The organism is Psychrobacter sp. 219-2-C (assembly GCF_049560815.1).
Classification (GTDB): domain Bacteria; phylum Pseudomonadota; class Gammaproteobacteria; order Pseudomonadales; family Moraxellaceae; genus Psychrobacter; species Psychrobacter faecalis.
This window is the reverse complement of sequence record NZ_CP186933.1, coordinates 1674958-1698302: the sequence shown is the minus strand read 5'-3', so window position 1 is coordinate 1698302 and position 23345 is coordinate 1674958. Positions and strand designations below refer to the sequence as shown.

21 protein-coding genes are annotated in these 23345 nt (G+C 43.3%); 15 read left to right on the top strand and 6 right to left on the bottom strand.

Annotated elements, in window-relative coordinates; translation table 11 throughout:
• Positions 1-22: 22 nt before the first annotated feature.
• On the bottom strand, positions 23-1063 hold the full coding sequence (gene nadR, locus ACPEGP_RS06855) for a multifunctional transcriptional regulator/nicotinamide-nucleotide adenylyltransferase/ribosylnicotinamide kinase NadR (RefSeq protein ID WP_423812985.1): 1041 nt from the start codon (positions 1061-1063) through the stop codon (positions 23-25).
• Between the two features lie 523 nt (positions 1064-1586).
• Here nadR and ACPEGP_RS06850 point away from each other — a divergent pair.
• The 4 genes from ACPEGP_RS06850 to ACPEGP_RS06835 all read left to right on the top strand — a co-directional run bounded on the left by ACPEGP_RS06850 (position 1587) and on the right by ACPEGP_RS06835 (position 5866).
• Positions 1587-1799 carry a PspC domain-containing protein gene (locus ACPEGP_RS06850; RefSeq protein ID WP_289047297.1) on the top strand — a complete coding sequence of 71 codons (213 nt, stop codon included), beginning with the start codon at positions 1587-1589 and terminating at the stop codon, positions 1797-1799.
• A 469-nt stretch (positions 1800-2268) separates the two neighbouring features.
• A complete protein-coding gene (glyQ, locus tag ACPEGP_RS06845) occupies positions 2269-3306 on the top strand; it encodes a glycine--tRNA ligase subunit alpha (RefSeq protein WP_423812984.1) in 1038 nt (345 codons plus the stop codon).
• A gap of 9 nt (positions 3307-3315) precedes the next feature.
• On the top strand, positions 3316-5409 hold the full coding sequence (gene glyS / locus ACPEGP_RS06840) for a glycine--tRNA ligase subunit beta (protein ID WP_423812983.1): 2094 nt from the start codon (positions 3316-3318) through the stop codon (positions 5407-5409).
• A 166-nt stretch (positions 5410-5575) separates the two neighbouring features.
• On the top strand, positions 5576-5866 hold the full coding sequence (locus tag ACPEGP_RS06835) for a hypothetical protein (protein WP_369957748.1): 291 nt from the start codon (positions 5576-5578) through the stop codon (positions 5864-5866).
• A 122-nt stretch (positions 5867-5988) separates the two neighbouring features.
• On the opposite strand, the gene ACPEGP_RS06830 is transcribed toward ACPEGP_RS06835, so the two are convergent.
• Positions 5989-6570 (bottom strand): cell division protein ZapA, encoded by a 582-nt coding sequence (locus tag ACPEGP_RS06830; RefSeq protein WP_423812982.1) that lies wholly within the window; start codon positions 6568-6570, stop codon positions 5989-5991.
• A gap of 142 nt (positions 6571-6712) precedes the next feature.
• Complete coding sequence (locus ACPEGP_RS06825) at positions 6713-7153, bottom strand: hypothetical protein (RefSeq protein WP_102077499.1); 441 nt, start codon at positions 7151-7153, stop codon at positions 6713-6715.
• A gap of 207 nt (positions 7154-7360) precedes the next feature.
• Between ACPEGP_RS06825 and ACPEGP_RS06820 the strand changes: the two genes are divergently transcribed.
• From ACPEGP_RS06820 to ACPEGP_RS06795, 6 genes are all read left to right on the top strand, one after another.
• Positions 7361-8014 (top strand): UPF0149 family protein, encoded by a 654-nt coding sequence (locus ACPEGP_RS06820; protein WP_068407473.1) that lies wholly within the window; start codon positions 7361-7363, stop codon positions 8012-8014.
• Between the two features lie 104 nt (positions 8015-8118).
• The gene (locus ACPEGP_RS06815; RefSeq protein WP_423812981.1) at positions 8119-8604 is read left to right on the top strand and encodes a nucleoside deaminase; all 486 of its coding nucleotides are present in this window, start codon (positions 8119-8121) and stop codon (positions 8602-8604) included.
• A 104-nt stretch (positions 8605-8708) separates the two neighbouring features.
• Complete coding sequence (gene argE / locus ACPEGP_RS06810; RefSeq protein ID WP_423812980.1) at positions 8709-9959, top strand: acetylornithine deacetylase; 1251 nt, start codon at positions 8709-8711, stop codon at positions 9957-9959.
• A 149-nt stretch (positions 9960-10108) separates the two neighbouring features.
• Positions 10109-10837 carry a LysE family translocator gene (locus ACPEGP_RS06805; protein ID WP_200661820.1) on the top strand — a complete coding sequence of 243 codons (729 nt, stop codon included), beginning with the start codon at positions 10109-10111 and terminating at the stop codon, positions 10835-10837.
• A 794-nt stretch (positions 10838-11631) separates the two neighbouring features.
• Positions 11632-12846, top strand: coding sequence for an RtcB family protein (locus tag ACPEGP_RS06800; protein ID WP_423812979.1), 1215 nt, complete (start codon positions 11632-11634; stop codon positions 12844-12846).
• Positions 12847-12894: 48 nt separating this feature from the next.
• On the top strand, positions 12895-13131 hold the full coding sequence (locus ACPEGP_RS06795; RefSeq protein ID WP_423812978.1) for a hypothetical protein: 237 nt from the start codon (positions 12895-12897) through the stop codon (positions 13129-13131).
• Positions 13132-13222: 91 nt separating this feature from the next.
• Here ACPEGP_RS06795 and miaB read toward each other — a convergent pair whose 3' ends face one another.
• Entirely contained in the window at positions 13223-14737 is a 1515-nt protein-coding gene (gene miaB / locus ACPEGP_RS06790; protein WP_423812977.1) for a tRNA (N6-isopentenyl adenosine(37)-C2)-methylthiotransferase MiaB, read from the bottom strand.
• Positions 14738-15155: 418 nt separating this feature from the next.
• Between miaB and ACPEGP_RS06785 the strand changes: the two genes are divergently transcribed.
• From ACPEGP_RS06785 to ACPEGP_RS06770, 4 genes are all read left to right on the top strand, one after another.
• Positions 15156-17387 carry a transglycosylase SLT domain-containing protein gene (locus tag ACPEGP_RS06785; RefSeq protein WP_423812976.1) on the top strand — a complete coding sequence of 744 codons (2232 nt, stop codon included), beginning with the start codon at positions 15156-15158 and terminating at the stop codon, positions 17385-17387.
• 537 nt (positions 17388-17924) lie between these two features.
• Entirely contained in the window at positions 17925-18623 is a 699-nt protein-coding gene (locus tag ACPEGP_RS06780; protein WP_227671142.1) for a hypothetical protein, read from the top strand.
• A gap of 457 nt (positions 18624-19080) precedes the next feature.
• Complete coding sequence (locus tag ACPEGP_RS06775) at positions 19081-20070, top strand: malate dehydrogenase (protein ID WP_423812975.1); 990 nt, start codon at positions 19081-19083, stop codon at positions 20068-20070.
• 224 nt (positions 20071-20294) lie between these two features.
• Complete coding sequence (locus ACPEGP_RS06770; protein WP_183620354.1) at positions 20295-20534, top strand: DUF2789 family protein; 240 nt, start codon at positions 20295-20297, stop codon at positions 20532-20534.
• Positions 20535-20632: 98 nt separating this feature from the next.
• Here ACPEGP_RS06770 and ribF read toward each other — a convergent pair whose 3' ends face one another.
• On the bottom strand, positions 20633-21673 hold the full coding sequence (gene ribF / locus ACPEGP_RS06765; RefSeq protein ID WP_191690990.1) for a riboflavin biosynthesis protein RibF: 1041 nt from the start codon (positions 21671-21673) through the stop codon (positions 20633-20635).
• Positions 21674-21977: 304 nt separating this feature from the next.
• Between ribF and ACPEGP_RS06760 the strand changes: the two genes are divergently transcribed.
• A complete protein-coding gene (locus ACPEGP_RS06760) occupies positions 21978-22613 on the top strand; it encodes an N-acetyltransferase family protein (protein WP_423812974.1) in 636 nt (211 codons plus the stop codon).
• A gap of 81 nt (positions 22614-22694) precedes the next feature.
• Here ACPEGP_RS06760 and ACPEGP_RS06755 read toward each other — a convergent pair whose 3' ends face one another.
• A complete protein-coding gene (locus ACPEGP_RS06755; protein ID WP_286797455.1) occupies positions 22695-23342 on the bottom strand; it encodes a hypothetical protein in 648 nt (215 codons plus the stop codon).
• Between the last annotated feature and the right edge of the window lie 3 nt (positions 23343-23345).

Here is a 23345-nt window from a genome sequence, read left to right as displayed (position 1 = left end):
TTCTATGGTTTTTTTAAGTTTGTTATTTACCATAGATAAGCTTATCAATAATTAATAAAGCATGCTGATAGCGGGCATTATAATCGGGCTGATCAATCATATGGAGCTCAATATCATGACGGGCAAAAATATCTAATAAGCGCTGCTCAAAGCGACCGCGAGCCTCAGGTGTACCCAATGAGCGCATGCCATCGTCAACCCATGGAGTATTGTTATCAAGCATGATGGTATGGTCTAAGCGAAACTCATCGATACATGCGCTCACAAAGGGATGGGTACGACCTTCGTACTCTTCACAAAAAGCCTGCGTGGTGACAAAATCTGTATCGATAATGGTTACGGGCGCTGTTGCCCTAGCAGCGGCAGCACGGATCGCTTGGGCATGATTGAGGGCAATGGGACCATAATCGCTATACTGCAATCCAATCTCGCTACCGCCCAAATCTGTACCGACATACAGCCGTCCCATCTCAAGCGCAAAGCTGGCTCCATAATAGTTGGCAAGCTTATGTACCAAAGTCGTCTTGCCCGAGCTTTCACCGCCAACAATTGCCACCGTTTTGGTATAGTCGCCGCGCACTTGTGGGTGCAGCGCCGACCAGTGGGCGACCGGATTACGTGCAATAGCGTGAGAATCAAATTCAGATTGCAATGGCGTCGTGACTACTGGCATGACTAACTGTCCAGAAACGTCCGACTGCGCCAAAGGATGGTTCTCTGCAACGAATAATACCGTTTCTGTTGGCAGGCCTAATGCATCTTTTAAACGTTGCAGCTTGGCATTGCTCGCCACAATATCGATGCTTACATCGGCAAAGCTTTCATGTAGCGGCAGCTCAATCTCATCAGTGGTATGAATATGGATAAATGGCAAATCTGCACACGCCATCTGTAGCCAACGTGCCTTATCTTGCAAGGTAATATTGAAGTCTGGATGTGGAGCAGGGTGCATCATAATCACAATATGTAGCGTCTTTGCTTGTCCTGCGGCATCCAATATACTGCGCATTTGTCCTAAATGTAGCGGTTCAAAATGTCCAATCATTAATCCTGACTCGTACATAGCTTTCCTTATGTGCTGTTTTTATTTTAGTTATGATTCATCGTGGCAATTCATATTTCCTAAGCCTTGATGATTTAATAGCATGGTATAAAGGTTTGGATAGATTTACAGGTAGGTTATTGTAAATAGGCATTATTTTATAAAGGACTTTTAATATCAAATTATCAATAGATAATAAAGTTTTTCCACCTAAACAGATTTAAAGTGATTGCTTGAACTTTTTAAAGTTGTAACAGAATATGTAATATAAGCGAAACAAAGTGAATGATGAAACATTTTGAAATAGCTATTTAAAATCAGGAGTTTAGGCGTAATTATGAGAGCTTAGAGTAAGCTTAAGTAGCATAAACTCACAAAGCACGTCTACATCCTCAACAGATATAATAGGAATAGTTGCTATACTGATTCGTAAGTTGAAAAGACTGATATGAATTTAAGAATAGTTTTGAAAAATAATATTCAAAAATAACGATAAATAATAGCTATAAAATAAATATAACCAATATTAAGAGAGGTATTTGATTTGGCTAAGTTAGCAAAATTACATCGCTCACAAAATAATCGCATGATAGCAGGTGTGATGGGCGGTATTGCAGAATATGTTGGCTGGTCGCCAACATGGGTTAGATTGTTATTTGTTATTGTCTCCACCATGAGCGCCGCTGTTCCAGGCATCTTAATTTATATTATCTTATGGATAATCATGCCTAAAGCAAATAATCAGTCTTATCACTAAAAGCAAAGTTATAAAGTTAAGATGAATATTGTTTGTCGATATTAGCGTTATCTAAATCTAAAGTCATCTAAATAAAGACAACGTTAAGAACATAAAATATGAGGCTAAAATAAAAACAATAGCCCATGAAAAACAAAAAGCCTGACTCATCAGGATGCCTGCGACACACTTTTCCTCCTGCCCGAATGCTCACGCATTTGGGTATTTTTTTATCTTGTTTTTATATCTATCGGCTTAACGACGCTGATAGGTAGATTTTGATGATGAACCAAGCAAATAACTGACTATTTAAGCGGTTTAGACAAATTTAATTGTGCTAAATATAGATAAAATGGTCAATTTTTAGTAAGGTGAGCAGGCAAATAGCGTCGTTGCCAAATAGGCCATACGCGCGCTATCAATATCTTATTTTATAATACCCATTCCACCGCGGCGTTATGACATGCCCCAAACTATGACAATCCAAACTATGACATCTCAAGCGACAACTTCGATGACACAAGAAAAACATGCTCAGCCGATGACTTTTCAAGATTTAATTCTCACCTTACAGAACTATTGGGCTGATAAGGGCTGTGTGGTCTTGCAGCCTTATGATATGGAAGTCGGCGCTGGTACCTTTCATACCGCGACATTTTTGCGCTCGCTAGGTCCTGAGCGCTGGAATGCGGCTTACGTGCAACCATCGCGCCGTCCAACCGATGGCCGCTACGGTGATAACCCGAACCGTTTGCAGCATTATTATCAATTTCAGGTGGTTCTAAAGCCCAATCCACCCAATATCCAAGAGCTGTATTTGGATTCACTACGCGCTATCGGTATTGATCCATTGGTACATGATGTGCGTTTTGTTGAAGACAACTGGGAGTCGCCAACGCTTGGTGCGTGGGGGCTTGGTTGGGAGATTTGGCTTAACGGCATGGAAGTGACGCAGTTTACTTATTTTCAACAAGTTGGCGGTATCGAGTGTTTCCCTGTGACAGGCGAGATTACTTATGGTCTTGAGCGCTTGGCGATGTATGTACAAGGCGTTGATAGCGTCTATGATTTGGTCTGGGCAGATGGCGAATTTGGTCGCGTAACCTATGGCGATGTTTTCCATCAAAACGAAGTTGAACAATCAACCTATAACTTTGAGCATGCTGATGTGCCAATGATGGGTCAGATGTTTGACTTTTATGAGCAGCAGGCTGATAAGTTGGTTGCTGAAGGGTTGCCATTACCAGCTTATGAGATGGTACTAAAAGCCTCGCATGCCTTTAACTTACTTGATGCGCGCGGTGCGATTTCAGTGACCGAACGACAGCGTTTTATTTTGCGAGTGCGTACACTGGCACGTAAAGTCGCCATTGGTTATGTCGAAGCACGCGCTAAGTTAGGCTTCCCATTGGCTGATGAGGCGCATCGTCAAGCGGCGCTCGATAAGTATTTGCCAAAAGAAGATGAAATAACTGAAAACACAAATGACAATCAAACTACTAACAATAACCAAACTAACAATAAATAGGAGCATCCCATGAGTACTATTCTATTTGAACTGGGGTGTGAAGAATTACCTCCAAAAAGCCTAAAACCTTTACGTGATGCGCTACAAGCCAGTGTCACCGAGCAGTTAAATGAAGCTGAAATTGGCTTCGATAGTATTAAAGCCTTTGCTGCGCCGCGTCGTTTGGCGATTCAAATTGAGGGTATCAGCGACAAGCAGCCTGATCGTAGCGAGCAAAAACGTGGTCCTGCGATTAAAGCGGCGTTTGATAGCGATGGTAATCCAACGCGCGCAGCGATGGGTTTTGCTAAGGGTTTAGGTATCGACGCCAGCGAGCTGATCACTATCAACACCGATAAAGGTGATTATGTCGGCTATGAGCAGATTATTCAGGGTCAAGCGACGACTGAGTTACTACCTACTATTTTCCAAACCGCGCTTGATAATTTGCCGATTGCTAAGCGTATGCGTTCTGGCGCGAGCCGCAATGAGTTTGTACGTCCGGTACAATGGGCGGTATTGATGCAAGATGATGCGGTCATTGATACGACTATCCAAGGACATCAAACTGGCAAGCAAACGCGCGGTCATCGCTTCCACAGTCCTGACTATCACGAGATTACGCATGCTAACGATTATGAGCAGCTGCTCGATGGTTTAAAAGTCGTGGCGGATTTTGATAAGCGTCAAACGTTGATTAAAAACCAAGTCAAAACGCTAGCCGATGAAGTTAATGCCGATCCGATCGTGCCGCAAGATTTGTTAGATGAAGTGACGGCGTTGGTTGATTTCCCGATTGCGCTACGAGCAAACTTTGAAGCGCGCTTTTTACAAGTGCCGCAAGAAGCGCTTATCTCGACCATGCAAGCGGATCAAAAATATTTTTGCTTGACCGATAAGGAAGGCAAATTGCAGCCTTACTTTATTTTTATCACCAATATTGAGTCAAAAGACCCGAATCAAATCATCGAAGGCAACGAGAAAGTCGTGCGTCCGCGTTTGGCGGATGCGGAGTTTTTCTTCTTGCAAGACCAAAAGCAGCCTTTATTTGCTTTGACTGAAAGCCTAAAAACGCGTGTCTTCCAAGATAAGCTCGGTACGATATGGGAAAAATCTGAGCGTATTGCCAAGCTTGCTGCCTTTATCGCTACACTGATGCAGCAGCAAGGTCGCGATATTAATGTTGATGAAACGGTACGAGCCGCAATATTATCCAAAGCGGATTTGGCCAGCTCATTGGTCGGTGAATATCCTGAGCTACAAGGTATCGCGGGTACGTATTATGCGCGCTTAAATAATGAACCTGAAGCCGTCGCGGCCAGCCTGCAAGAGCAATATTTGCCTAAGTTCAGCGGTGATGTATTACCGCAGACACCGATTGGTATTTGCTTAGCGTTGGCTGATCGTTTAGATACGTTGGTTGGTATTTTCGCCATTGACCAAGCACCGACTGGCTCAAAAGACCCATTTAGCTTACGTCGTTCAGCCATTGGAATTTTGCGTATTTTGATTGAAAAGCAATTACCAATTAATTTGGTGGCGCTCGTTGAGCAAGCGATTAAAGGTTATAGCACCAGTGAAGGCAGTAAAATTGCTAAAATGGGCGATACCTTTACCCAAGTGATGGCGTTCTTAAACTCGCGCTATCGGGCGATGTATACCGAGCAGGGCATTAGCGTCGATACCATTCAGGCAGTACAGGCAATCAATCCGCATATGCCGCTTGATTTTGATCAGCGTATTCGCGCTGTGCAAACCTTTAGTGAATTGCCACAAGCCGAAGAGCTTGCCGATTCAAACAAACGTGTTGCCAACATTTTAGCGAAATCAGAAGTAAGTGTCGCTGACACTGTGGATGAAGCGCTATTATCTGAAGCTGCTGAGCAAACGTTATATCAAGCGGTTCAGCAAGCGCAAACGGCGGTCAAACCTTTGCTAGAAACCGCTGACTATACGCAAGTATTGCAAACGCTGGTCAGTTTAGATGCGCCATTGACCCAGTTTTTCGCTGATGTCATGGTCAATAGTGAAGATGCGGCGCTAAAGAACAATCGCTTAGCACTGCTCAAGCAAGTGCGCGCCTTATTCTTAACCGTGGCTGACATCAGTGAGCTGCAGCTATAGTTGGTTGATTATAGTTCGACAGTGATAGACCGACGTTAGTTTAAGCGTCTATGCGGTTAATTTATTAACGATACAAAAAACTGGCTGTATATGGCCAGTTTTTTATGCGTTTATTCTACTGCGTTAGGTTTATAATGTTTTAGACCCTATTCGAAGGAGCACTGCCGTGTTGGCCGTTATCATTGTAATTCTTATTATCTGGGCTGTGATGTGGGGCTTTTATAAGTTTATGTACCCGCGTGCGCCAAAAAGCATGATGCCAAAAAAGGGCGATGTGACCACGCCGCGCCAGTGTGATTTTTGTGGCAACAGTTTGGCTGAGTATCGCGGTGTGCTGGAATCTACACCTACTTTAAATAGTAATAATGATATGGCCGCTAATAAAGCATTGTTCTTTTGCAATTATGAGCATCAAGCAGACTTTCATGCTGGTAAGACTTATCAAGCAGATGCCTAACTTGTAAGCCATAAGTTGTTAATCACAAGTCGATAAGCTTTTATCACCATTTAAAGAAGCGCTTAGCTCTGATGAGTTAAGCGCTTATCTTTTTAGAATACCTATTTCATATTGAGGCAAATTTATAGAACAGAATGCGCATCTTTCATAATTTTGTTGAGCAGTGCTTCAGACTGTTTGCTTTGTTGGAGACGATCTTCTTCGTTTCTTTCATGAGTTTGGATTTTTTCATATAAATTTAAGCAGGTTAATACCAGTAGGTTTTCTTGGCTAAGACTTGGTGCATCTCTTCTTAACTTTAGAGCAAAGTCGTTGATATAGGAAACTGCTGCACGCAATTCTTCTTGCTCGTGTACAGGACAAAAAATAGGGTAGGTTACGCCAGCAATCGCCACATCGACCTTTTTAATTTGCGGCTCAGGGGCACTTTCAGGTTTAGCAGCGCTATTTACCGTACTATTAGTTGTCTTGTTGCTATTTGCATTGTTATTTGCGTTATTGTTTACATTGCTATTTGCATTGTTATTTTGCAGGTTCGAATTATTTGGCATGGCTTTTTGTGGTTGCGTGGTTTGTGTTTGACTGTCTTTTGCTGGAGTGGCTGTTGATTGAGTGGTTGTGGGTTGAATATTTGTGGGTTGAATGTTATTGGTCTGACTGCTTGGCAGCTGACGCTCTACAGGGTTTGCGCGGTCATCGGTCATGATAAATCCTACAATATGTGTCATTAAAGTGAATAATTAACTGTCATTCCTATAAATAGGGTGCTGATAAACTTAAATGCTGAATAGATAAAGTTAATCAGCAAAATTGCTCAAATTAAGCATAATGAATATCAACGTCTGCTTAACTTTCGGCTTGGTCAATACGTGTCAAACGCTGTAAAACCACTTGGGTACGCTCAGCGGCCAATTCATTTTTCTTCTTCAAGTCACTATTTTGCTGCTTAATATCGCTATACTGCTGTTTTAATTCATTATTACGCTGCTGCAAGGCATGGTTTTGATGCTGTAATTGCTCGATTTGCTTGTGCAATTTGTCTTGTTCTTCACCAATCATATGATGCGCTTCGGCAAGGCTTTGATAGCGCTTATCAAGATCGTTTAATTGTTTTTTGGCACCGTCACGCTCGCTATAGCTGCTATCAAGCTTGGTTTTAAGAGCGGTAAGCTCTTTTGGGTCAGTCACTGGTTGTTGTTTGAGGCTGCTAAGTTCAGCACTGACAAGCTGATACTGTTTTTTGATGTCGAGTACCATTTTTTCTAATATTCTAAGTTGGTCATACATAGTCAGTTTTTATCCTTAACAAGTAAGCGTAAATGAATTTTGTTCTCTGCGTTTAATAATGCCATAGGTGACCGCATAATATCTATATCAACAAAGTAATTGTATGGCGCTTTGCTTTGTGACTTTTATCACTTGCCGCTTTATGAGTAATATTGGGCGGCGTCTGTTGGTATTTACCATTATTAATCAATCACTAGGACATCTATTATGAATGACAATATCTCTGGCTGGAATACTTGGCTGGCTGCGTTTGATGACTGGACGGACGTTTCTATCAGCGAGGTACACGGCTTGATGACGGGGCTGATGACCGCCTGTAATGCACCTGACGAGCCAGTTTGGGCAAAGGTGTTTGAGGAGTTGAGCTTTGCGCCGTTACCTGATGCCGCATTAACCTTGCTCACCGAAGAGGCAGAAGACATTGTTTTTCAGTTAAAAGACAAAGACGATGCTTATGCGTATATGCCACTGGTGCCAGATGATGAACATGACCTGTACGAGCGCGTGATGGCGCTGAAACAGTGGGCAAATGGCTTTATGACCGGTTTTGGTATTACCGATTGTGGTCTAAGCGCTGAAGAAAACGAGATGCTATCGGATTTGGCAAAAATTGGTGCGATACGTTTAGAAGATGATGAAGACTTCGAAGGTGGCGAAGAGTCTTATCTGCATATTTTTGAATTTGCACGCATGGTACCGGTCAGTTTTGCTACGCGTCAACGCAAGCCTGTGAAAGATATCGCTCTGATTGCTGGACTGGCTATCGATGCCAAAACCACCAAAGAGCTACAAGCAGAAGGTAGGTTGCCTAAACCGATGCCGCCGGTCGTTGATGTGATGAATCAAAACCGCCCATCATAATTAACATGATAGGATGAAGGGCATGAGAAATAGCTGAGATTGATGCCAGAGAAATGGTACTTGGCTATTGGATAGCTGTCCAAAATAATAAAAGGGATATGATGATGACTACTGATAATGAGATGGTTTATTTACGCCGCTGCGTAGAGCTTGCTGCTGAAGCGTTAGAGGCGGGCGATGCGCCGTTTGGTAGCGTGTTGGTCGATGGCAATGGCAAAGTATTACAAGAAGATCGTAATCGTGCCAATACGGTTGATGCGACTTACCATCCTGAAATTGCCGTCGCTAAATGGGCCGCGCAAAATATGACCCCTGAGGCGCGGGCAAAAGCCGTGGTATATACCTCGGGTGAGCATTGCGCCATGTGCTCAGCGGCGCATGCATGGGCGGGTCTGGGTCGTATTGTCTATATCAGCTCATCGAAACAGCTCAGTAAATGGATGGACGAGATGGGTGTGAGCTCAACATCGCCCATCCATTCATTAAGTATCCAAGAAGTCGCGCCGAATGTGCCCGTCGAAGGTCCGATTGCCGGTTTAGATGAAGAAATCAGAGCCCTACAGCAGCGTTCATTTCAAAAAAATAAGTAAAAAACTTAAATAAAAAATCTGCTTAAAAAGGCTAGGGCGTGTCTTCATTATTACGCTTATTAAAAAAGCTGTGCCTTTTTATCTTAGTACGATAAGGAAGTCTTATGACGCTAAAAAATTACGATAACGTTGCAGAACGAGAAACGCCCAATACTCATCATTCTATTGGCAATTATCCAAATGACAGTATTGACTGGCTAACAAGATTAATTGCGTTTGATACGGTCAGTCGCCATTCAAATTTGGCGTTGATTGACGATGTGAAAGCGTATTGCGAGCAATTGGGCCTGACGGTAGATTTAACCTTTAATGATGCTAAAAATAAAGCCAATTTATTCGTTACGGTGCCAGCGGGAAAAAACGCCAATGAAATGAATCATGGTCTGGTACTATCGGGTCATACCGATGTCGTACCAGTAGATGGGCAAGAGTGGACGTCGGAGCCGTTTACTGCGACCATTCGTGGTGACAAGCTATACGGGCGCGGTGCTTGCGATATGAAAGGTTTTATTGCTTGTGCGCTTAACTTATTGCCGCAAGCGGTCAAATTGTCTAACGCAGGCCAGCTGCGCCGACCGCTGCATTTGGCGCTGTCGTTTGATGAAGAAGTGGGCTGTTTGGGCGCGCCCCTACTCTTGGCAGATTTAAAAGCGCGCGGTATTACGCCTGACTACTGTATCGTCGGTGAGCCGACTAACATGGCGATGGTGGTGGCGCATAAAGGCATCGCGGTTTACCGTTGCCGTGTCCATGGCAAGTCAGCGCATTCGTCATTAACTGCTCAAGGTGTTAACGCTATTAGCTATGCCAGTCGTTTGATTGGTTATGTTGATACTTTAGCAGAAGAAATCAGCCAGCGCGACGATAATGACGCCATGTTTGATGTGCCTTATTCGACATTGTCTGTTGGCACCATACAAGGCGGTACCGCGACCAATATCGTCCCTAATCTGTGTGAATTTACCTTTGATTATCGTAATCTGCCGCATATGACACAAGACGATATCCTCGCACCGATTGCGGCAAAAGTTGCAGAGCTCAGCGCCCAAATGCAAGCACGCGCTGCCGATACCGGCATTGAGCTGCTACAAGAAGAAAGTGTGCCAGCGATGACCGATAACGACAGCGCTGAGCTACAAGCATTAATAGCGGCACTAACGGGCGACGATACACGCCATAAAGTCGCTTATGCAACTGAAGGTGGTCAGTTTACTAATAGCGGCATTCCAACGATTATTTGCGGTCCTGGTAGCATTGAGCAGGCGCATAAAGCCGATGAATATGTCGCGCTAAGTGAAATGGCACGTTGTGATGAGTTTTTACAAAAGCTGCTAAACAGTTGCGCTATCAGCTGATAAAATAGTCAATAAGCAATTTTATTGCAATATAGATGCGCATGACATACACCGTCTTTATGGCGGTGTTTATTTTTTCAACATGGCGTATGCTTTTCAACATGGCGCATGTATTATTTAAATTTTTATAAAAAAGTAGGGGTTCGTTGATGTCTTGGCATCTGTTTGCGGTATTTTTTGCAAGTACGTTTTTTATCTCAGCGACCCCCGGTCCAAACATGCTACTGGCCTTTCAGTACGGCCTTAATTACGGCGTCAAGCGTACCTTATGGACGCTAGCAGGTTTAAGCCTTGGGTTGTTTATTTTGCTGCTGTCAACGCTACTTGGACTTGATGTTATCAGCCGTCAATCGCCATGGTTATTGACAGTGATTAAAACCGTTGGTGCGATTTACCTTATTTATCTAGGTGTCGCATCGTGGCGCGATAGTGGTAGTAGCAGCTTAATAAGTGATGCCAGCGAGCTGAGTACAGAAGTTCATAAAGAGCTGACTGCGACTGCGGAAATGGCAGATAAGCCTATGCCGCGCTCACTTTCGAGCGCCGCTGTCAAAGCACCGCCTAGCGATTGGTTATTGTTTCGAACTGGCATGTGGGTATCACTGTCTAACCCAAAAGCGATTTTATTCTTTGCCGCCTTTTTTCCCAAATTTATTAATTTTAGCGCGCCGCTGTGGCCGCAATATATTATGCTGACTTGTGGGCTGTTTTTGAGCGAGACGATTTGGCAACTTATTTATACCATTGGCGGTAAAAAGCTGGCTGGTTGGCTTGATGTTGGTGAGCGTTTGGCATGGCTCAATCGCGGTTGCGGGGTGATATTTATTTTAATTGCCGCGGCGTTATTGGCTGAGGTTTTAAATGGTTTCTTGGCTTAGGAATTAATCTGGTTTATGTTTAACGTGATTTTTTAACAAGCGATACGTTTTCTAGAAAATTTTATATAATTAAATTAATTATTGACTTTGTTTTTTAAATCGTTATTATTATCTCATTAATTTATAGCGCTTATCTTTTATAGGTGCTATATCATCCCAGTTAATCTGCTATTGTCGCTCTGACATTGGCCACAACCTACGGAGGAATCATCGTGTCCTATTTAAACATCAAGACGTTCTCAAAGATTGAACGTATAAATTGCATGACAGCAATGACGACTTCGAAAAGGTTTGGCTGAATGTATATATCAGCTATGAGTGATATCTTGTTTATTGGTATTAACGCATAGCCTTCTATATCTACTCACTCTATCCCTCTTCTAAGTGCGCTATGTCAACATAGCTCGTAGTCGTGCTCGGTATTTCCGTGCTTGCTGTTAGCTGTTTATTCAAAATTTTACCTTACTATTATCACCAATATTCTCGCTCAGCTCACGCTATTATTTAGTAAGTAACTATTTATGTGTGTGCTATTTAAGTTGGCTATTTTTAATCTTAATATTTAGGTAACGTAAAACTTCTTTTTAAAACGTCCATCATAAATTAATCATACATTTTTATTGATTTTTTAATTAATAAAGAAGCGGTATTTTATTGTCTATTTTTTATAAAAAATAACTTATTGTGTGTTTTACTTAATGGTAATCAATAAGTAAATTATAAAGTTAACAGAATAGGTAAATTAAAATATATTTTGTATGGTGATTAAAATAATAAAATGGAAATAATACATTATGAGCATTCAATTAGTATTAAATGAAAATAGTAAATCTGGCGTACCAGTCAAGATTTATACCTCAGATATTGAACAAGAGGCGATGCAGCAATTACGCAATTTGGCTCAGCTGGAGTTTGTACATTCGCATATTGCAGTGATGCCTGATGTACACGTTGGCAAAGGCGCTACCGTTGGAAGTGTGATTCCGACCAAATCCGCCATCATTCCGGCTGCAGTCGGGGTCGATATTGGCTGCGGTATGAACGCGGTGCGTCTATCTCTGACGGCAAGCGATTTACCTGATAGCTTAAGGGCATTACGCTCAGTAGTTGAGCAGCAAGTGCCAGTTGGCTTTAATATGCACAAACAAATCCAAGCCAAAAACTCAACGCTCGACCCGTTAGGTAAACGCCTAAGACCGATTACTGATAAGCATCCAGGTTTGCTCAAAATGCTCAGAGGTTTTGAGCGCACGTGGGCAAAGCAACTTGGCACATTGGGTGGTGGCAATCATTTCATTGAGCTGTGCTTAGATGAAAACAATGATGTCTGGGTCATGCTACATTCTGGTAGCCGCGGCATTGGTAATTGTATTGGTCAGTACTTCATTAATCTTGCCAAAAAAGAGCGTCAATCGCGCTTTGGTCATGTGCCAGATAGGGATTTGTCTTACTTTGCTGAAGGCTCTGATAGTTTTGCTGATTATGTTGAGGCGGTAGGCTGGGCGCAGGATTATGCGCTAGAAAACCGCCGTGAGATGATGCGTTTGGTCATTAAAGCCATGCCGTCACCACAAGCGGGGTTGCCACGTTTTCAGCTTACCAAAGAAGCCATCAATTGCCATCACAACTACGTCAATGAAGAGGTGCATTTTGGTGAGCAAGTCTATGTCACGCGTAAAGGCGCTATCAGTGCCTACCAAGGTGAGCTGGGGATTATTCCCGGCTCTATGGGCGCAAAATCCTTTATCGTCCGAGGTCTTGGCAATGATGAATCGTTTTGCTCGTGCTCGCATGGCGCAGGGCGACAAATGAGCCGAGGCAAAGCCATACGAGCATTTACCATTGATGAGCTCAAAGCGCAAACCGAAGGCGTTGAGTGCCGTAAGGACAAAGGCGTCATCGACGAGATACCTGGTGCTTATAAAGACATTGAAGAAGTGATGGCCAACCAAGCCGACTTAGTTGAAGTGGTGCATACGCTAAAGCAAGTAATGTGCATTAAGGGTTAGTTGGTTTTGCAAAACAGATTTAGAGATATTAAAAATATAGGTAACAATATGAGCTTAAAACAAACCTTAAAAAAGGCCAAACAGATTGAACAGCAGCTGGAACAGCAAGATGCTACAGCCAATAAAAACTTATTTGGTGCTATAAAACCGCGAAATTATCTGGCGCTAAATCCACTGCTCAAAAAAGGCGGTATTCATGAAAAAGAAGATATTGATATCGTGCGCAAAAAACGTCGCCGCGAAACCAAGCAGCAATTGCGGAAGACCGATTGGTTATCGCAGTAAAGACAATCAATTTTAACATCCACGCACAAAAAAGCCGCTCTCTACTTAAATAGAGAGCGGCTTTTTCATTTATACAGCTTTTTATAAAGGGTTAAGCCAATACCTCGATAAGCTCGCCTTTTACCATATGCGGACTGACAAAATCGGTCACGCGTACACTGACGATTTTACCCAGTAGCTCATCTACTTTATCAACGTCAAAAGGGAACATCACGGTACGGGTGTTGTCTGCTGTGCCGATTAAGCAATCAGGATGACGATTGGCCACTTGCTCGACCAAGACGCGAGTCGTAGTGCCAACCATCTCATGGGTTTTGGCAAGGGTTGAATCGATAATAACCTGTTGAAATTCTGCCAAGCGTGCCTTTTTAGTTGCGAAGCTCACATCGTCGGGTAGTTCTGCCGCTGGTGTGCCCGGACGCTTAGAATAGATAAAGCTATAAGAGTGATCGAAGTTCAATTCTTTTGCCAAGTTTAAGGTATCTTGAAAGTCCTCATCAGTCTCGCCAGGGAAACCAATAATAAAGTCACTCGATAGGTGAATATCAGGGCGTACGGCTTTGAGCTTATTAATCTGATTGATATAAACATCAATGGTATGGTTGCGTTTCATCGCCGCCAAAATAGCATTTGAGCCACTTTGAACCGGTAGATGCAGGTGTGACACCAGCTCTGGCAACTTGGCATAAGCATCGATAATATCATCGGTGAACTCTAGCGGATGGCTGGTGGTATAGCGAATGCGCTCGACACCATCGACATGCGAGACATAATGCAAGAGCTCAGCGAAACGGCAAATACTGCCGTCGTTTTTTTCGCCGCGATAGCCGTTGACGTTTTGACCTAGTAAATTAATTTCACGCACGCCTTGAGCGGCTAAGCTGTCAATTTCAGCCAAGACATCATCGAGCGGACGCGACAATTCTTCTCCGCGCGTATAAGGCACCACGCAAAATGAGCAATATTTTGAGCAGCCTTCCATGATGGATACAAAGGCCTTAAACCCTTCTACTCTTGGTTCTGGTAAAAAATCAAACTTTTCGATACTTGGGAATGACACATCCACCGTACCGATACGGTTTTTAGGCGAGATAGAGCGCTGCTCATGAGACTGGTCATACAGCTCTGGCAGACGGTGTAAGGTTTGTGGACCAAAAACCATATCAACATAAGGTGCGCGTTTTTGAATATTATCGCCTTCTTGCGAGGCCACGCAGCCGCCAACGCCGATGACCAAATCAGGGCGTTTTTCTTTCAATTTGCGCCAGCGGCCCAATTCTGAAAACACCTTTTCTTGCGCTTTTTCGCGAATCGAGCAGGTATTCATTAATAGCACATCGGCTTCGTCAATATTATGGGTGACTTCCATCCCGTGTGAATCGCCCAATACATCAAGCATTTTGCCAGAGTCATAGACGTTCATCTGACAGCCTTGAGTGGTAACAAAGACTTTTTTCGGCGCGCCACTTTCATTGACACTGACTGGGGTTTGGGCAGTAGACCCTTGAACAGAGTTTGACGCTTCGAGTGCCGTAACGGCAGGCGCAGTAACCCTGTTCTCAACAGCAGCGTCATCGATGCGGGGATTAAATACAGTAACACTCATAAGCGAAGTCCATGATTGACTAAAAATATAGCGGGGTAGGCGATTAACCGGTGGCGTATTTTATCATAATCTGCCATCAATGTGAAAAGTTAGCATGGGCTTAAACTGTTGACACCATTTGATTATTTATAATAGTATCAATTGCTTATCTATTACCATAGCTCAGATAATGGCTTTTAGCACAATTAAGCCTAGTAAAAGCGCCGTAACACCTTTGTGTTACGCATGGCTATCCAATTTATTAACGAAAAGTAAAGCTGATGGTTGAATGTGCAACGAGTATAGTATGATGCAGACAACCATATCCGCACTATTGTTTAAATGAGCGTTCTAAGCAGGGTGAAAAATACCATTTCAAGCCTAGATTTAAGCTGTTTATTTAGCCAAATTATTTAGACTTATTATAAAGAGAGTCCGTATGTCAAAGCCGCAAGTTGCCCCGAGTATCAAGGATAAAGATGCCAATTATCAAAATCATATGCCTAAAAATCATAAAACAACGATGCTAAAAACCAGTGTGCTGAGTGTGGCAACGGCGATGGGCGCGCTGGCATTGTCACAAGGAGCTTATGCTGAGCTTACTTGGGGCAATAATACCAGTAGTAATGTCAATAGTTATCAGCCACAAGGTAGCTACCAACCGGACAACTATCAACCGCAAAGCTATCAACCTGATAACTATAAAGCGCCAAGCTCGCAGCCAAACAGCAATTATCAAGCAAACAGCGGTTACCAAGCGGATAGTGGCGCAAGCTCATTTACAGCAGCAGCTATCGCCGCAGATCGCGGTGATGTCAACGCCCTTTATAATTATGAGCAGGAGATGAATGGCGGTTTGTTTGCCATGTATCCGCCTTATTGGCGTATGAATTTGGACCTAAACTCACAAAGCCCAGCGGCGGTTACACAGTTTGTCCGCCAGTATCCAGAGACGGTAATGGCAGAAAAGCTGGTTGCCGATTTTGCAGAAACCAAAGCGGGTTCCAATGATTATGCCGCCGTACGCCAAGTGGCAAATCTCATTACCAATGCCGATGACAGTGAAAAGTGCGCCGTTGCCCTTGGGTTTAATAACGGCGGCGATAGCATGCGCGCGATGGCGGCCAAGTCCGATGTCTGGCTGACCACCAAAAAACAGCCAGCGCTGTGTGATCAATTGGCGTTAGAGATGAATAATAATGCGCTGATTAGCAATCAAGATAGGGTATCGCGTCTCAAACGTATGCTGCGTAAAGGTAAGACTGGCGATATTATGGCTTTGTCATCAAAGTTGGGTACACCGATTCCTTACTCGTCGTTAAGTGAAATTCAGCTCAATCCCTCAGCATTTTTTAGCCGTTTTGCTCGCGAGCCAAACAGCCAGATGAATCAATATCTGTATTTGTATGCCATGGGGCGCTTGGCAGAAAAGTCCTACCGTGAGGCAGCGCTACAATTAGATTTTGATGTGAAACAAGACAATCAGCGCGCAGCGAAGTTATTAAACGATGACACCCGTCGCTATGCTTATCGCATTCTTGGCGTTCAGCGTATGAACCACAATACTGACGATGGTTTTAATGTGGAAGCGGTCGATTGGTTCCGTAATAGCTTAGATAATGATTTTAGCTTTGAAGAAGCCGAATATTATGCCATGGCGGCGATTCGTTTTAGTCGTTGGGATGATGTGGTCGAAGCCATCTCAAAAATGGACGCTGAAATGCAAAAAACCAATCAATGGCAATATTGGTTGGCGCGTGCTTATGAGCAATCAAGTGATGCCAACAAACGCAACACTGCCAAAAAAATGTATCAAAATCTTGCAAAAAGCAATGAATACTATGGTTTGATGGCCAAGGATAAAGTCGGTCAACGTTTTGATGCCAGCCGCTTGGGTGGCAGTAATTTGCCTAACGTTAGTAGCGCCGACCGTGCCCGCGTCATGCAAAACCCGCACTTTGCGCGCGCATTTGCTCTATATAATGCCGATGCTAGCCGCGCTTATGCCAATCGCGAGTGGAACTGGGCAGTGAAAAAAGCGCGTGACAATCGCGATAATAATTTGATTATTGCGGCGGCGCGTCAAGCCTATGATATCGGTTGGCTCGATCGAGCAATTTATGCCATTGATAACACTGATACGGTAAATAACTTGGCTCTATCACATCCGATGCCGCACCAATCGGCGGTCGTGCGCCATAGTCAATCGGCTGGTATCGATCCGGCATGGGCGTATGGCATCATGCGTCAAGAGAGTCGTTTTGTCTCGTCAGCACGCTCAAACGTTGGCGCGAGCGGGCTAATGCAAGTCATGCCTGATACCGCTAAATATATCGCACGTAATTTGGGCGAAACTTATAGCGCCAGCCGTGCCAATAGTGGTGATACCAATATCCGTTATGGCACCTGGTATATGGGCGATATCTTTGGTAAATTGAATAGCCAGCCAGTTTTGGCCACAGCGGGTTACAATGCTGGACCCAACAATGCCAAACGTTGGCAGCCAGTTTATGGCTCACTTGCGGCCGACCAATATGTCGAGTCGATTGCCTTTCCTGAAACGCGCAATTACGTCAAGCATGTAATGGAAAACGCCACCATCTATAGCAGTTTGCTGGGTCGCGGTCAGCCTATTAGTCAGCGCATGGGAACCATTCCCGCCGCCTTCTAATTCTCTTTGTTTTCTAAAAAAGCCATTAATCGCTCGCTGTTAATGGCTTTTTTTTATATCGTTCATTTAAAAGCAGTATACAATCTATAGTCAAAATATCCTAAAAACGCGACGGTATTGCTGATATCAATTTTTTGTAGCCTCTGTCTGCGTAGACACAGCAAGCAAGAAAAATTGATATCAGCAGTGCGTGATGTATTGATATGACTTTTCACTCACTACATTACACGATGCATCAGCCATGTTTACGTTTCTGCTATAGATTAAAAAAAGCAATTTGCTACCATTGTTTGAGTTTCCGTCTGAATTTCCTGTTGGCTCACTCCCAGCCTGCGGACTTACTCCCAGAAGGCTAAATACTTTCAAGCGACCTAATGTGATCAGTGTCTTAGTTTGGATTGTGGAAATTAATGAATCCTAAAAGCTCCTATTCGTCATTGCTAGATGCTCTAACTTCTTATGATTAAAAAATATTTCAAGTTGCCCATATCGTCGCAAGCTAAGCGTCAATTAACTCTTCAGACAAAGGTGGGCTCGATGTCAAAGACAGCGCTATCAGAGCATTTTCATAAATATTGGTTACGTACAAAGTATGACAATAAAGGTAATGCTGCACTTGGTATAAGCGCTTTGCTATTGTTGCAGGGTGCAATAACGCTGCCAGCCCAAGCGGCGAATGCCAGTAAACCGGGTCAGCGGGTGTTGATGATTGAGATGACGCCAGCGTTATGTAGCTTACAGCCAACGCGCGCGCGTATGCGTCAGTGCTTAGAAGGCTATTCGCTTACCGTTTCAGGTCTCGATATGGGCTATGGCGAGCGCTGCGGCCGCGGCAGTGAGCCACGCTTGACGCCCTTACAGTTAAAAGTTGTCAACCGTATCATGCCTGATACCACGGTGCGCACCCAAGCATGGCAACGCTATGGCGCTTGTAGCCCTCTCAGCGCCAGTAGTTATTTTCGCCAAATTACCAATTATGCCGGCGACTTAAAGCTACCGAATGAGTTAAATACAGGCAACAGCTATACGGTGTTAAAATCGCGTTTTGTCGGTCAGATGACCCGCTTGAATAATGGTATGTCAGCGAATAGCGTTGATTTGATTTGTCAGGTAGGCACGCGGCGGCAAATGGTATTGACTGATGTGCATGTGTGTTATGAGGGCAGCTCATTCGGCACTTGTAGCAATATCGTCGACAACTGCGGTAGTAAGTTTATTATTTCAGGCGGCAAATAATTCTATTTTGACATTGAGTTATTGTGCATTAATCACCTTCTTTCTGCCTTTAATGAATAAAACAGTGAAGTACAAATGGCAAAAATATAGGCAATTTTTCTTATAACTCTCCTAAAATATTAGCCATTATTCTATCTAAAACGCCTTTTCGCCGTCTTTTAATACTTCTTTTGCACCTTTCTTGAAGTTCCTCTAACGCCTTGCTCCTCTAATGTTGTGCCAAAAATTTCATTATCTATCTGTATAAAATGTAACAATATAATTTGTATTGTCCGCAAACGCGTTCGCGCTTTCTCTAGACGGTTAATAGGCTGAGGTGCTACACTAGTGAACGGTTTATGACTGCTATATTCAGCGAGCAGGTCGCTATCTCAAACGATATTCATCAATCAAAACCATCTATTACAACCATCCATTAGAATCGTAAATTATCTAATCTATAATTAGGGAGTATTCAATGTCAATGAAACAGCCTTTACGTGTTGCCGTCACTGGTGCCGCTGGTAATATCAGCTATGCTATGTTATTTCGTATTGCATCTGGTGAAATGCTAGGTAAAGATCAGCCAGTTATTTTGCAATTACTTGAAATCGCCCCAGCACTTGACGCCCTAAAGGGTGTGGTCATGGAGTTAGAAGACTGTGCATTCCCATTATTGGCCGGTATCGTTCAAACTGATGATGCGACCGTTGCATTCAAAGATGTAGACTATGCTTTGCTAGTCGGTTCACGTCCTCGTGGCCCAGGTATGGAACGTAAAGATTTGCTAGAAGCCAACGCTGCGATTTTCTCAGCCCAAGGTAAAGCATTGAACGACGTTGCAAGCCGTGATGTAAAAGTATTGGTCGTCGGTAACCCTGCCAACACCAACGCGCTTATCGCTCAGCGTAATGCACCAGATTTAGATCCACGTAACTTTACTGCTATGACTCGCCTAGATCATAACCGTGCCATGGCACAGTTGGCTGAGAAAACAGACAGCACTGTTAACGACATCAAAAACATGACTATCTGGGGCAACCACTCATCTACTCAGTATCCAGATCTAACGTCTGCAACTGTAAACGGTAAGCCAGCACTAGATTTAGTCGATCGCGAATGGTACGAAGCCACTTATATCCCAGAAGTACAACAACGCGGCGCTGCTATCATCAAAGCTCGCGGTGCATCATCTGCCGCTTCTGCTGCCAACGCTGCCATTGCGCACGTACGTACATGGGCACTAGGTACTGATGAGAATGATTGGGTATCTATGGGCGTTTACTCAAACGGCGAATACGGTATTGCTGAAGGCTTAATCTACTCATTCCCAGTAACCTGCGCTAACGGCGACTGGTCTATCGTAGAAGGCGTTGACGTGTCATCAGGTTTCTCAAAAGAGAAAATGGCCGCAACTGAGCAAGAGCTTAGCGAAGAGCGTGATGCCGTAGCACACCTGCTTCCTTAAGCAATCAATTGGCTAAAGCTAATATATAAGCATGAAGCTAAATCATTGTTAAGCTAAAAAGCCCTCTTATGAGAGGGCTTTTTTGTGGCTTAAATAATAGACAATACAATTGATAACGTTAGCTAAACGTTGATTTACAGCTATTCAAATAAAGCTTGCTACAATAGAGTGGTAAATCCAAACAATAAACACAATTAAATCTGTATCATTTAAGGAGAAAAGGTATGTTGGGTGAACCAGAATACAATATGAATGAGTTATTTGCGCAGTTAGGGCTTGATAGCTCGGATGAAGCGATTGACAGTTTTGTCGAAAATAATAAACTGGCAAAAGAAGAGAAGTTAATCGAAGCGGCGGTATGGAATGACAACCAGCGTGCCTTTTTGCAAGAAGAGTGGAATAAAGATGCCGCATGGGTAGAAGTTATCGATGACTTAAACGTGCGTATGCATCCTGATGCTTAAAAGATAATAAAATATTAGACTAAATAAAAACCCACAAACGTTATTCACGCTGTGGGTTTTTTTATACATTACGCTTTTATAGGCTCATAACTACTATTTTAATTCGACTGCTTAGCACGCCATTCGAGTAAATCTATAACATCATTATGAATACCTGCTTTTAAGGCTTCTAAACTCTCGTAATGGCGCTCGCCATGTAAATAATGCAAGAAGCGTACTTGTAAGGTTAAACCGTATAAATCTGCTTGTAGCTTAGGGAAATGTACCTCTAAGCGCCAATCATGCTCTTTATCTACTGACGGCCTAATACCAATATTGGCAGTACCAAATAAACTATGCGGGCGTAAACCTGCAACCCCTGGGTTTTCGCTATCTGTCAGTGCGGTCAAGCCGTTCGGTATGACATTACCATTATCATCAAGGCTGACGACATCGACAGCAAAGATGCCATGTAGAGCAGGTTTTATGCGTTTTAAATCAACGTTTGCAGTAGGGAAGTCCATGGTACGACCGATTTTATCACCACCAACGACGACGCCTGTCATCGCATAATCGCGACCCAATAAGGCATTAGCCGCATCGATGTCACCGGCCAACAATAGGTTACGTATACGCGTAGAGCTAATGCGCGCGCCTTTGCCTTTATCATCGACCACGGTATGCAGATTGGTCACATCTAAGCCGTAATCACGCAAAAACTGACTGTCACCGGTACGATCATGACCAAATTTAAAATCATCACCCAATACCAATGCTTGTACATTCAAACGCTGCGCTAAGATATCGGCAAATGCATTTGCTGATAGCGAGCGAAACTCCGCATCAAAGCTTGCGACAATCAAAGTCTCAATGCCATACTCTGCCAGCAAAGCCTGCTTTTCGGTAAGATTGGTGAGGCGGGCAGGCGCGGTAGCTGGCGCAAAAAACTCACGCGGCTGCGGTTCAAATATCATGACTGCCGAGCCAATATTTTGCGCCTTGGCAATATCACGCACGTGCGCAAGCATCGCTTGATGACCCAAATGTACGCCATCAAAATTACCGATAGTCAGCACGCAGGGCGCTAAATCTACTGGGCTAGTATTGGCAGACAAAGCGCTTGGCGATGCCATCAGTTGCTCAAGAAAATAGGTGTTCATAAATTTTCAGCTATGATAGATAAGACCGGATAAAAAAGAAAAAACACACCTCTACCAAAGATTGATGTGTCTAAAATCAGTCATTATAAAGTAAAATAGCCATACTAACATCCTATAGTCTGTTGTTAATCAAACAACCATGCTAACAGCCCAAAAGGTATGGTTTTTATCTGGCTTCCGCTACGTACAGCTAGATTAGATGAGAGATGCAACGATTAAGTGTTAAGCCTTAAGTATTAGACATTAATGACTAATTAGCCGTTATTTATCATTCATTTTTACTATTAATAACCATGGAAACGCTATGTCTGCTGCTATCTCTGTCGCTACTTGTCATAAAGCCTCTCATTCGATGGCACCTGTCTTGGCAATTAATAAGCTCAATGAGGGCTTTACGGTACAGCGTGCCAAAAAAGAAGATTTACCCGCAATTTTAGCCATTTATAACCAAAGTATCGCCGGCAAGCAAGCAACCGCAAATCTCACACCCGTGACTTGCGCAGAGCGTCAAGATTGGTTTGATGAACATCTAAATAGTGCCACGCGGCCGATTTATATTGTTAGAGCTGTGCTTGAAGATGCAGATATGAGTGTCGAAAAAATGGTTTTGCCAATCGTCGCTTGGGGTAGCTTTAGCGATTTGTATACACGGCCCGCTTATCATATCAGTACGGAGATTAGTATCTACTTACATCAAGAGTATCATGGTCAAAAATTGGGCAGCTTGTTGACACGCTGGATGCTGATGCAAGCGCCGAGCTTAGGTATCCATAACGTGGTTGCGCTTATCTTTGCCCATAATCAGCCAAGCTTAGGATTGTTCCGTAAACTTGGCTTTGAGCAATGGGGCTATATGCCAAAGGTTTGTGATATGGAGGGTTTTATTGCCGATGTCGTGATGCTTGGTAAAGCGGTCATTGCCGATAGTAATGATCAATGAAGATAGCGATGATTAATAAAAATAGTAATGACCAGTAATAACGCCAAATGAAGAAAATTTAGAGAATAGCAGTCAGATACCTTATCCTAAAATCTTCCATTTGCCGTCGATTTTTTGTAGCTCATAAGTCAATGGCGCAGGCTCGCTTTGACCTCTTAACATAATCTCACCTATGATGGTGGCACGGGTTTTATCATCGTTGTATTTAGTATCAGTAAAAGTCACCCCATCAACCGTTTGCTGAAACGCGGATTGCGTTTTGGCAAGCTCTTCCTCAAAGTTTGCCATGTCGACTTTATAATACGTTGCAGCTTGTTTGGCGTCGCCATAATACAAACTGTCTAATGCTTTTTTAACCGTATCTTCTGGCGTGCCATTTTGAGTTGGATTGGTCACCAAGCTTTTTTGCTTACTATCAGCAGTCACTGGATTGATATTATCACTCGTGATGATGGTTTTATCTTGAGTGCTATCTGTTACTTGCGCATCTTCACTCATATTATCTGTACCCACTGATTTTGCTTCATCAGTCACAGTGTCATCAGATGTTTCAGCGATTGCTGTAGTGTCTTCATTATTATTGACAGCAGTCTCAGTGTCACCCTTATCATTATTGCTACAACCACTTAAAAGTAGTCCAGTAGACAGGATGCCAACAGTCAATATGCTTGGTAAACGTGACAAGGTTGTTGATAAAGCTGTCTGTGAAGCTGATGATTTGTTCGTCATGTT

What these genes read in the sequence shown, in the direction of transcription:
- glyQ (WP_423812984.1), top strand. Translation starts at nt 2,269, where the DNA reads ATGACATCTCAAGCGACAACTTCGATGACACAAGAAAAACATGCTCAG.
- nadR (WP_423812985.1), bottom strand. Translation starts at nt 1,063, where the DNA reads ATGTACGAGTCAGGATTAATGATTGGACATTTTGAACCGCTACATTTA.
- ACPEGP_RS06785 (WP_423812976.1), top strand. Translation starts at nt 15,156, where the DNA reads ATGTCAAAGCCGCAAGTTGCCCCGAGTATCAAGGATAAAGATGCCAAT.
- ACPEGP_RS06780 (WP_227671142.1), top strand. Translation starts at nt 17,925, where the DNA reads ATGTCAAAGACAGCGCTATCAGAGCATTTTCATAAATATTGGTTACGT.
- ACPEGP_RS06755 (WP_286797455.1), bottom strand. Translation starts at nt 23,342, where the DNA reads ATGACGAACAAATCATCAGCTTCACAGACAGCTTTATCAACAACCTTG.
- ribF (WP_191690990.1), bottom strand. Translation starts at nt 21,673, where the DNA reads ATGAACACCTATTTTCTTGAGCAACTGATGGCATCGCCAAGCGCTTTG.
- ACPEGP_RS06815 (WP_423812981.1), top strand. Translation starts at nt 8,119, where the DNA reads ATGACTACTGATAATGAGATGGTTTATTTACGCCGCTGCGTAGAGCTT.
- miaB (WP_423812977.1), bottom strand. Translation starts at nt 14,737, where the DNA reads ATGAGTGTTACTGTATTTAATCCCCGCATCGATGACGCTGCTGTTGAG.
- ACPEGP_RS06820 (WP_068407473.1), top strand. Translation starts at nt 7,361, where the DNA reads ATGAATGACAATATCTCTGGCTGGAATACTTGGCTGGCTGCGTTTGAT.
- ACPEGP_RS06825 (WP_102077499.1), bottom strand. Translation starts at nt 7,153, where the DNA reads ATGTATGACCAACTTAGAATATTAGAAAAAATGGTACTCGACATCAAA.
- ACPEGP_RS06775 (WP_423812975.1), top strand. Translation starts at nt 19,081, where the DNA reads ATGTCAATGAAACAGCCTTTACGTGTTGCCGTCACTGGTGCCGCTGGT.
- ACPEGP_RS06770 (WP_183620354.1), top strand. Translation starts at nt 20,295, where the DNA reads ATGTTGGGTGAACCAGAATACAATATGAATGAGTTATTTGCGCAGTTA.
- ACPEGP_RS06760 (WP_423812974.1), top strand. Translation starts at nt 21,978, where the DNA reads ATGTCTGCTGCTATCTCTGTCGCTACTTGTCATAAAGCCTCTCATTCG.
- ACPEGP_RS06795 (WP_423812978.1), top strand. Translation starts at nt 12,895, where the DNA reads ATGAGCTTAAAACAAACCTTAAAAAAGGCCAAACAGATTGAACAGCAG.
- ACPEGP_RS06805 (WP_200661820.1), top strand. Translation starts at nt 10,109, where the DNA reads ATGTCTTGGCATCTGTTTGCGGTATTTTTTGCAAGTACGTTTTTTATC.
- ACPEGP_RS06800 (WP_423812979.1), top strand. Translation starts at nt 11,632, where the DNA reads ATGAGCATTCAATTAGTATTAAATGAAAATAGTAAATCTGGCGTACCA.
- ACPEGP_RS06830 (WP_423812982.1), bottom strand. Translation starts at nt 6,570, where the DNA reads ATGACCGATGACCGCGCAAACCCTGTAGAGCGTCAGCTGCCAAGCAGT.
- glyS (WP_423812983.1), top strand. Translation starts at nt 3,316, where the DNA reads ATGAGTACTATTCTATTTGAACTGGGGTGTGAAGAATTACCTCCAAAA.
- argE (WP_423812980.1), top strand. Translation starts at nt 8,709, where the DNA reads ATGACGCTAAAAAATTACGATAACGTTGCAGAACGAGAAACGCCCAAT.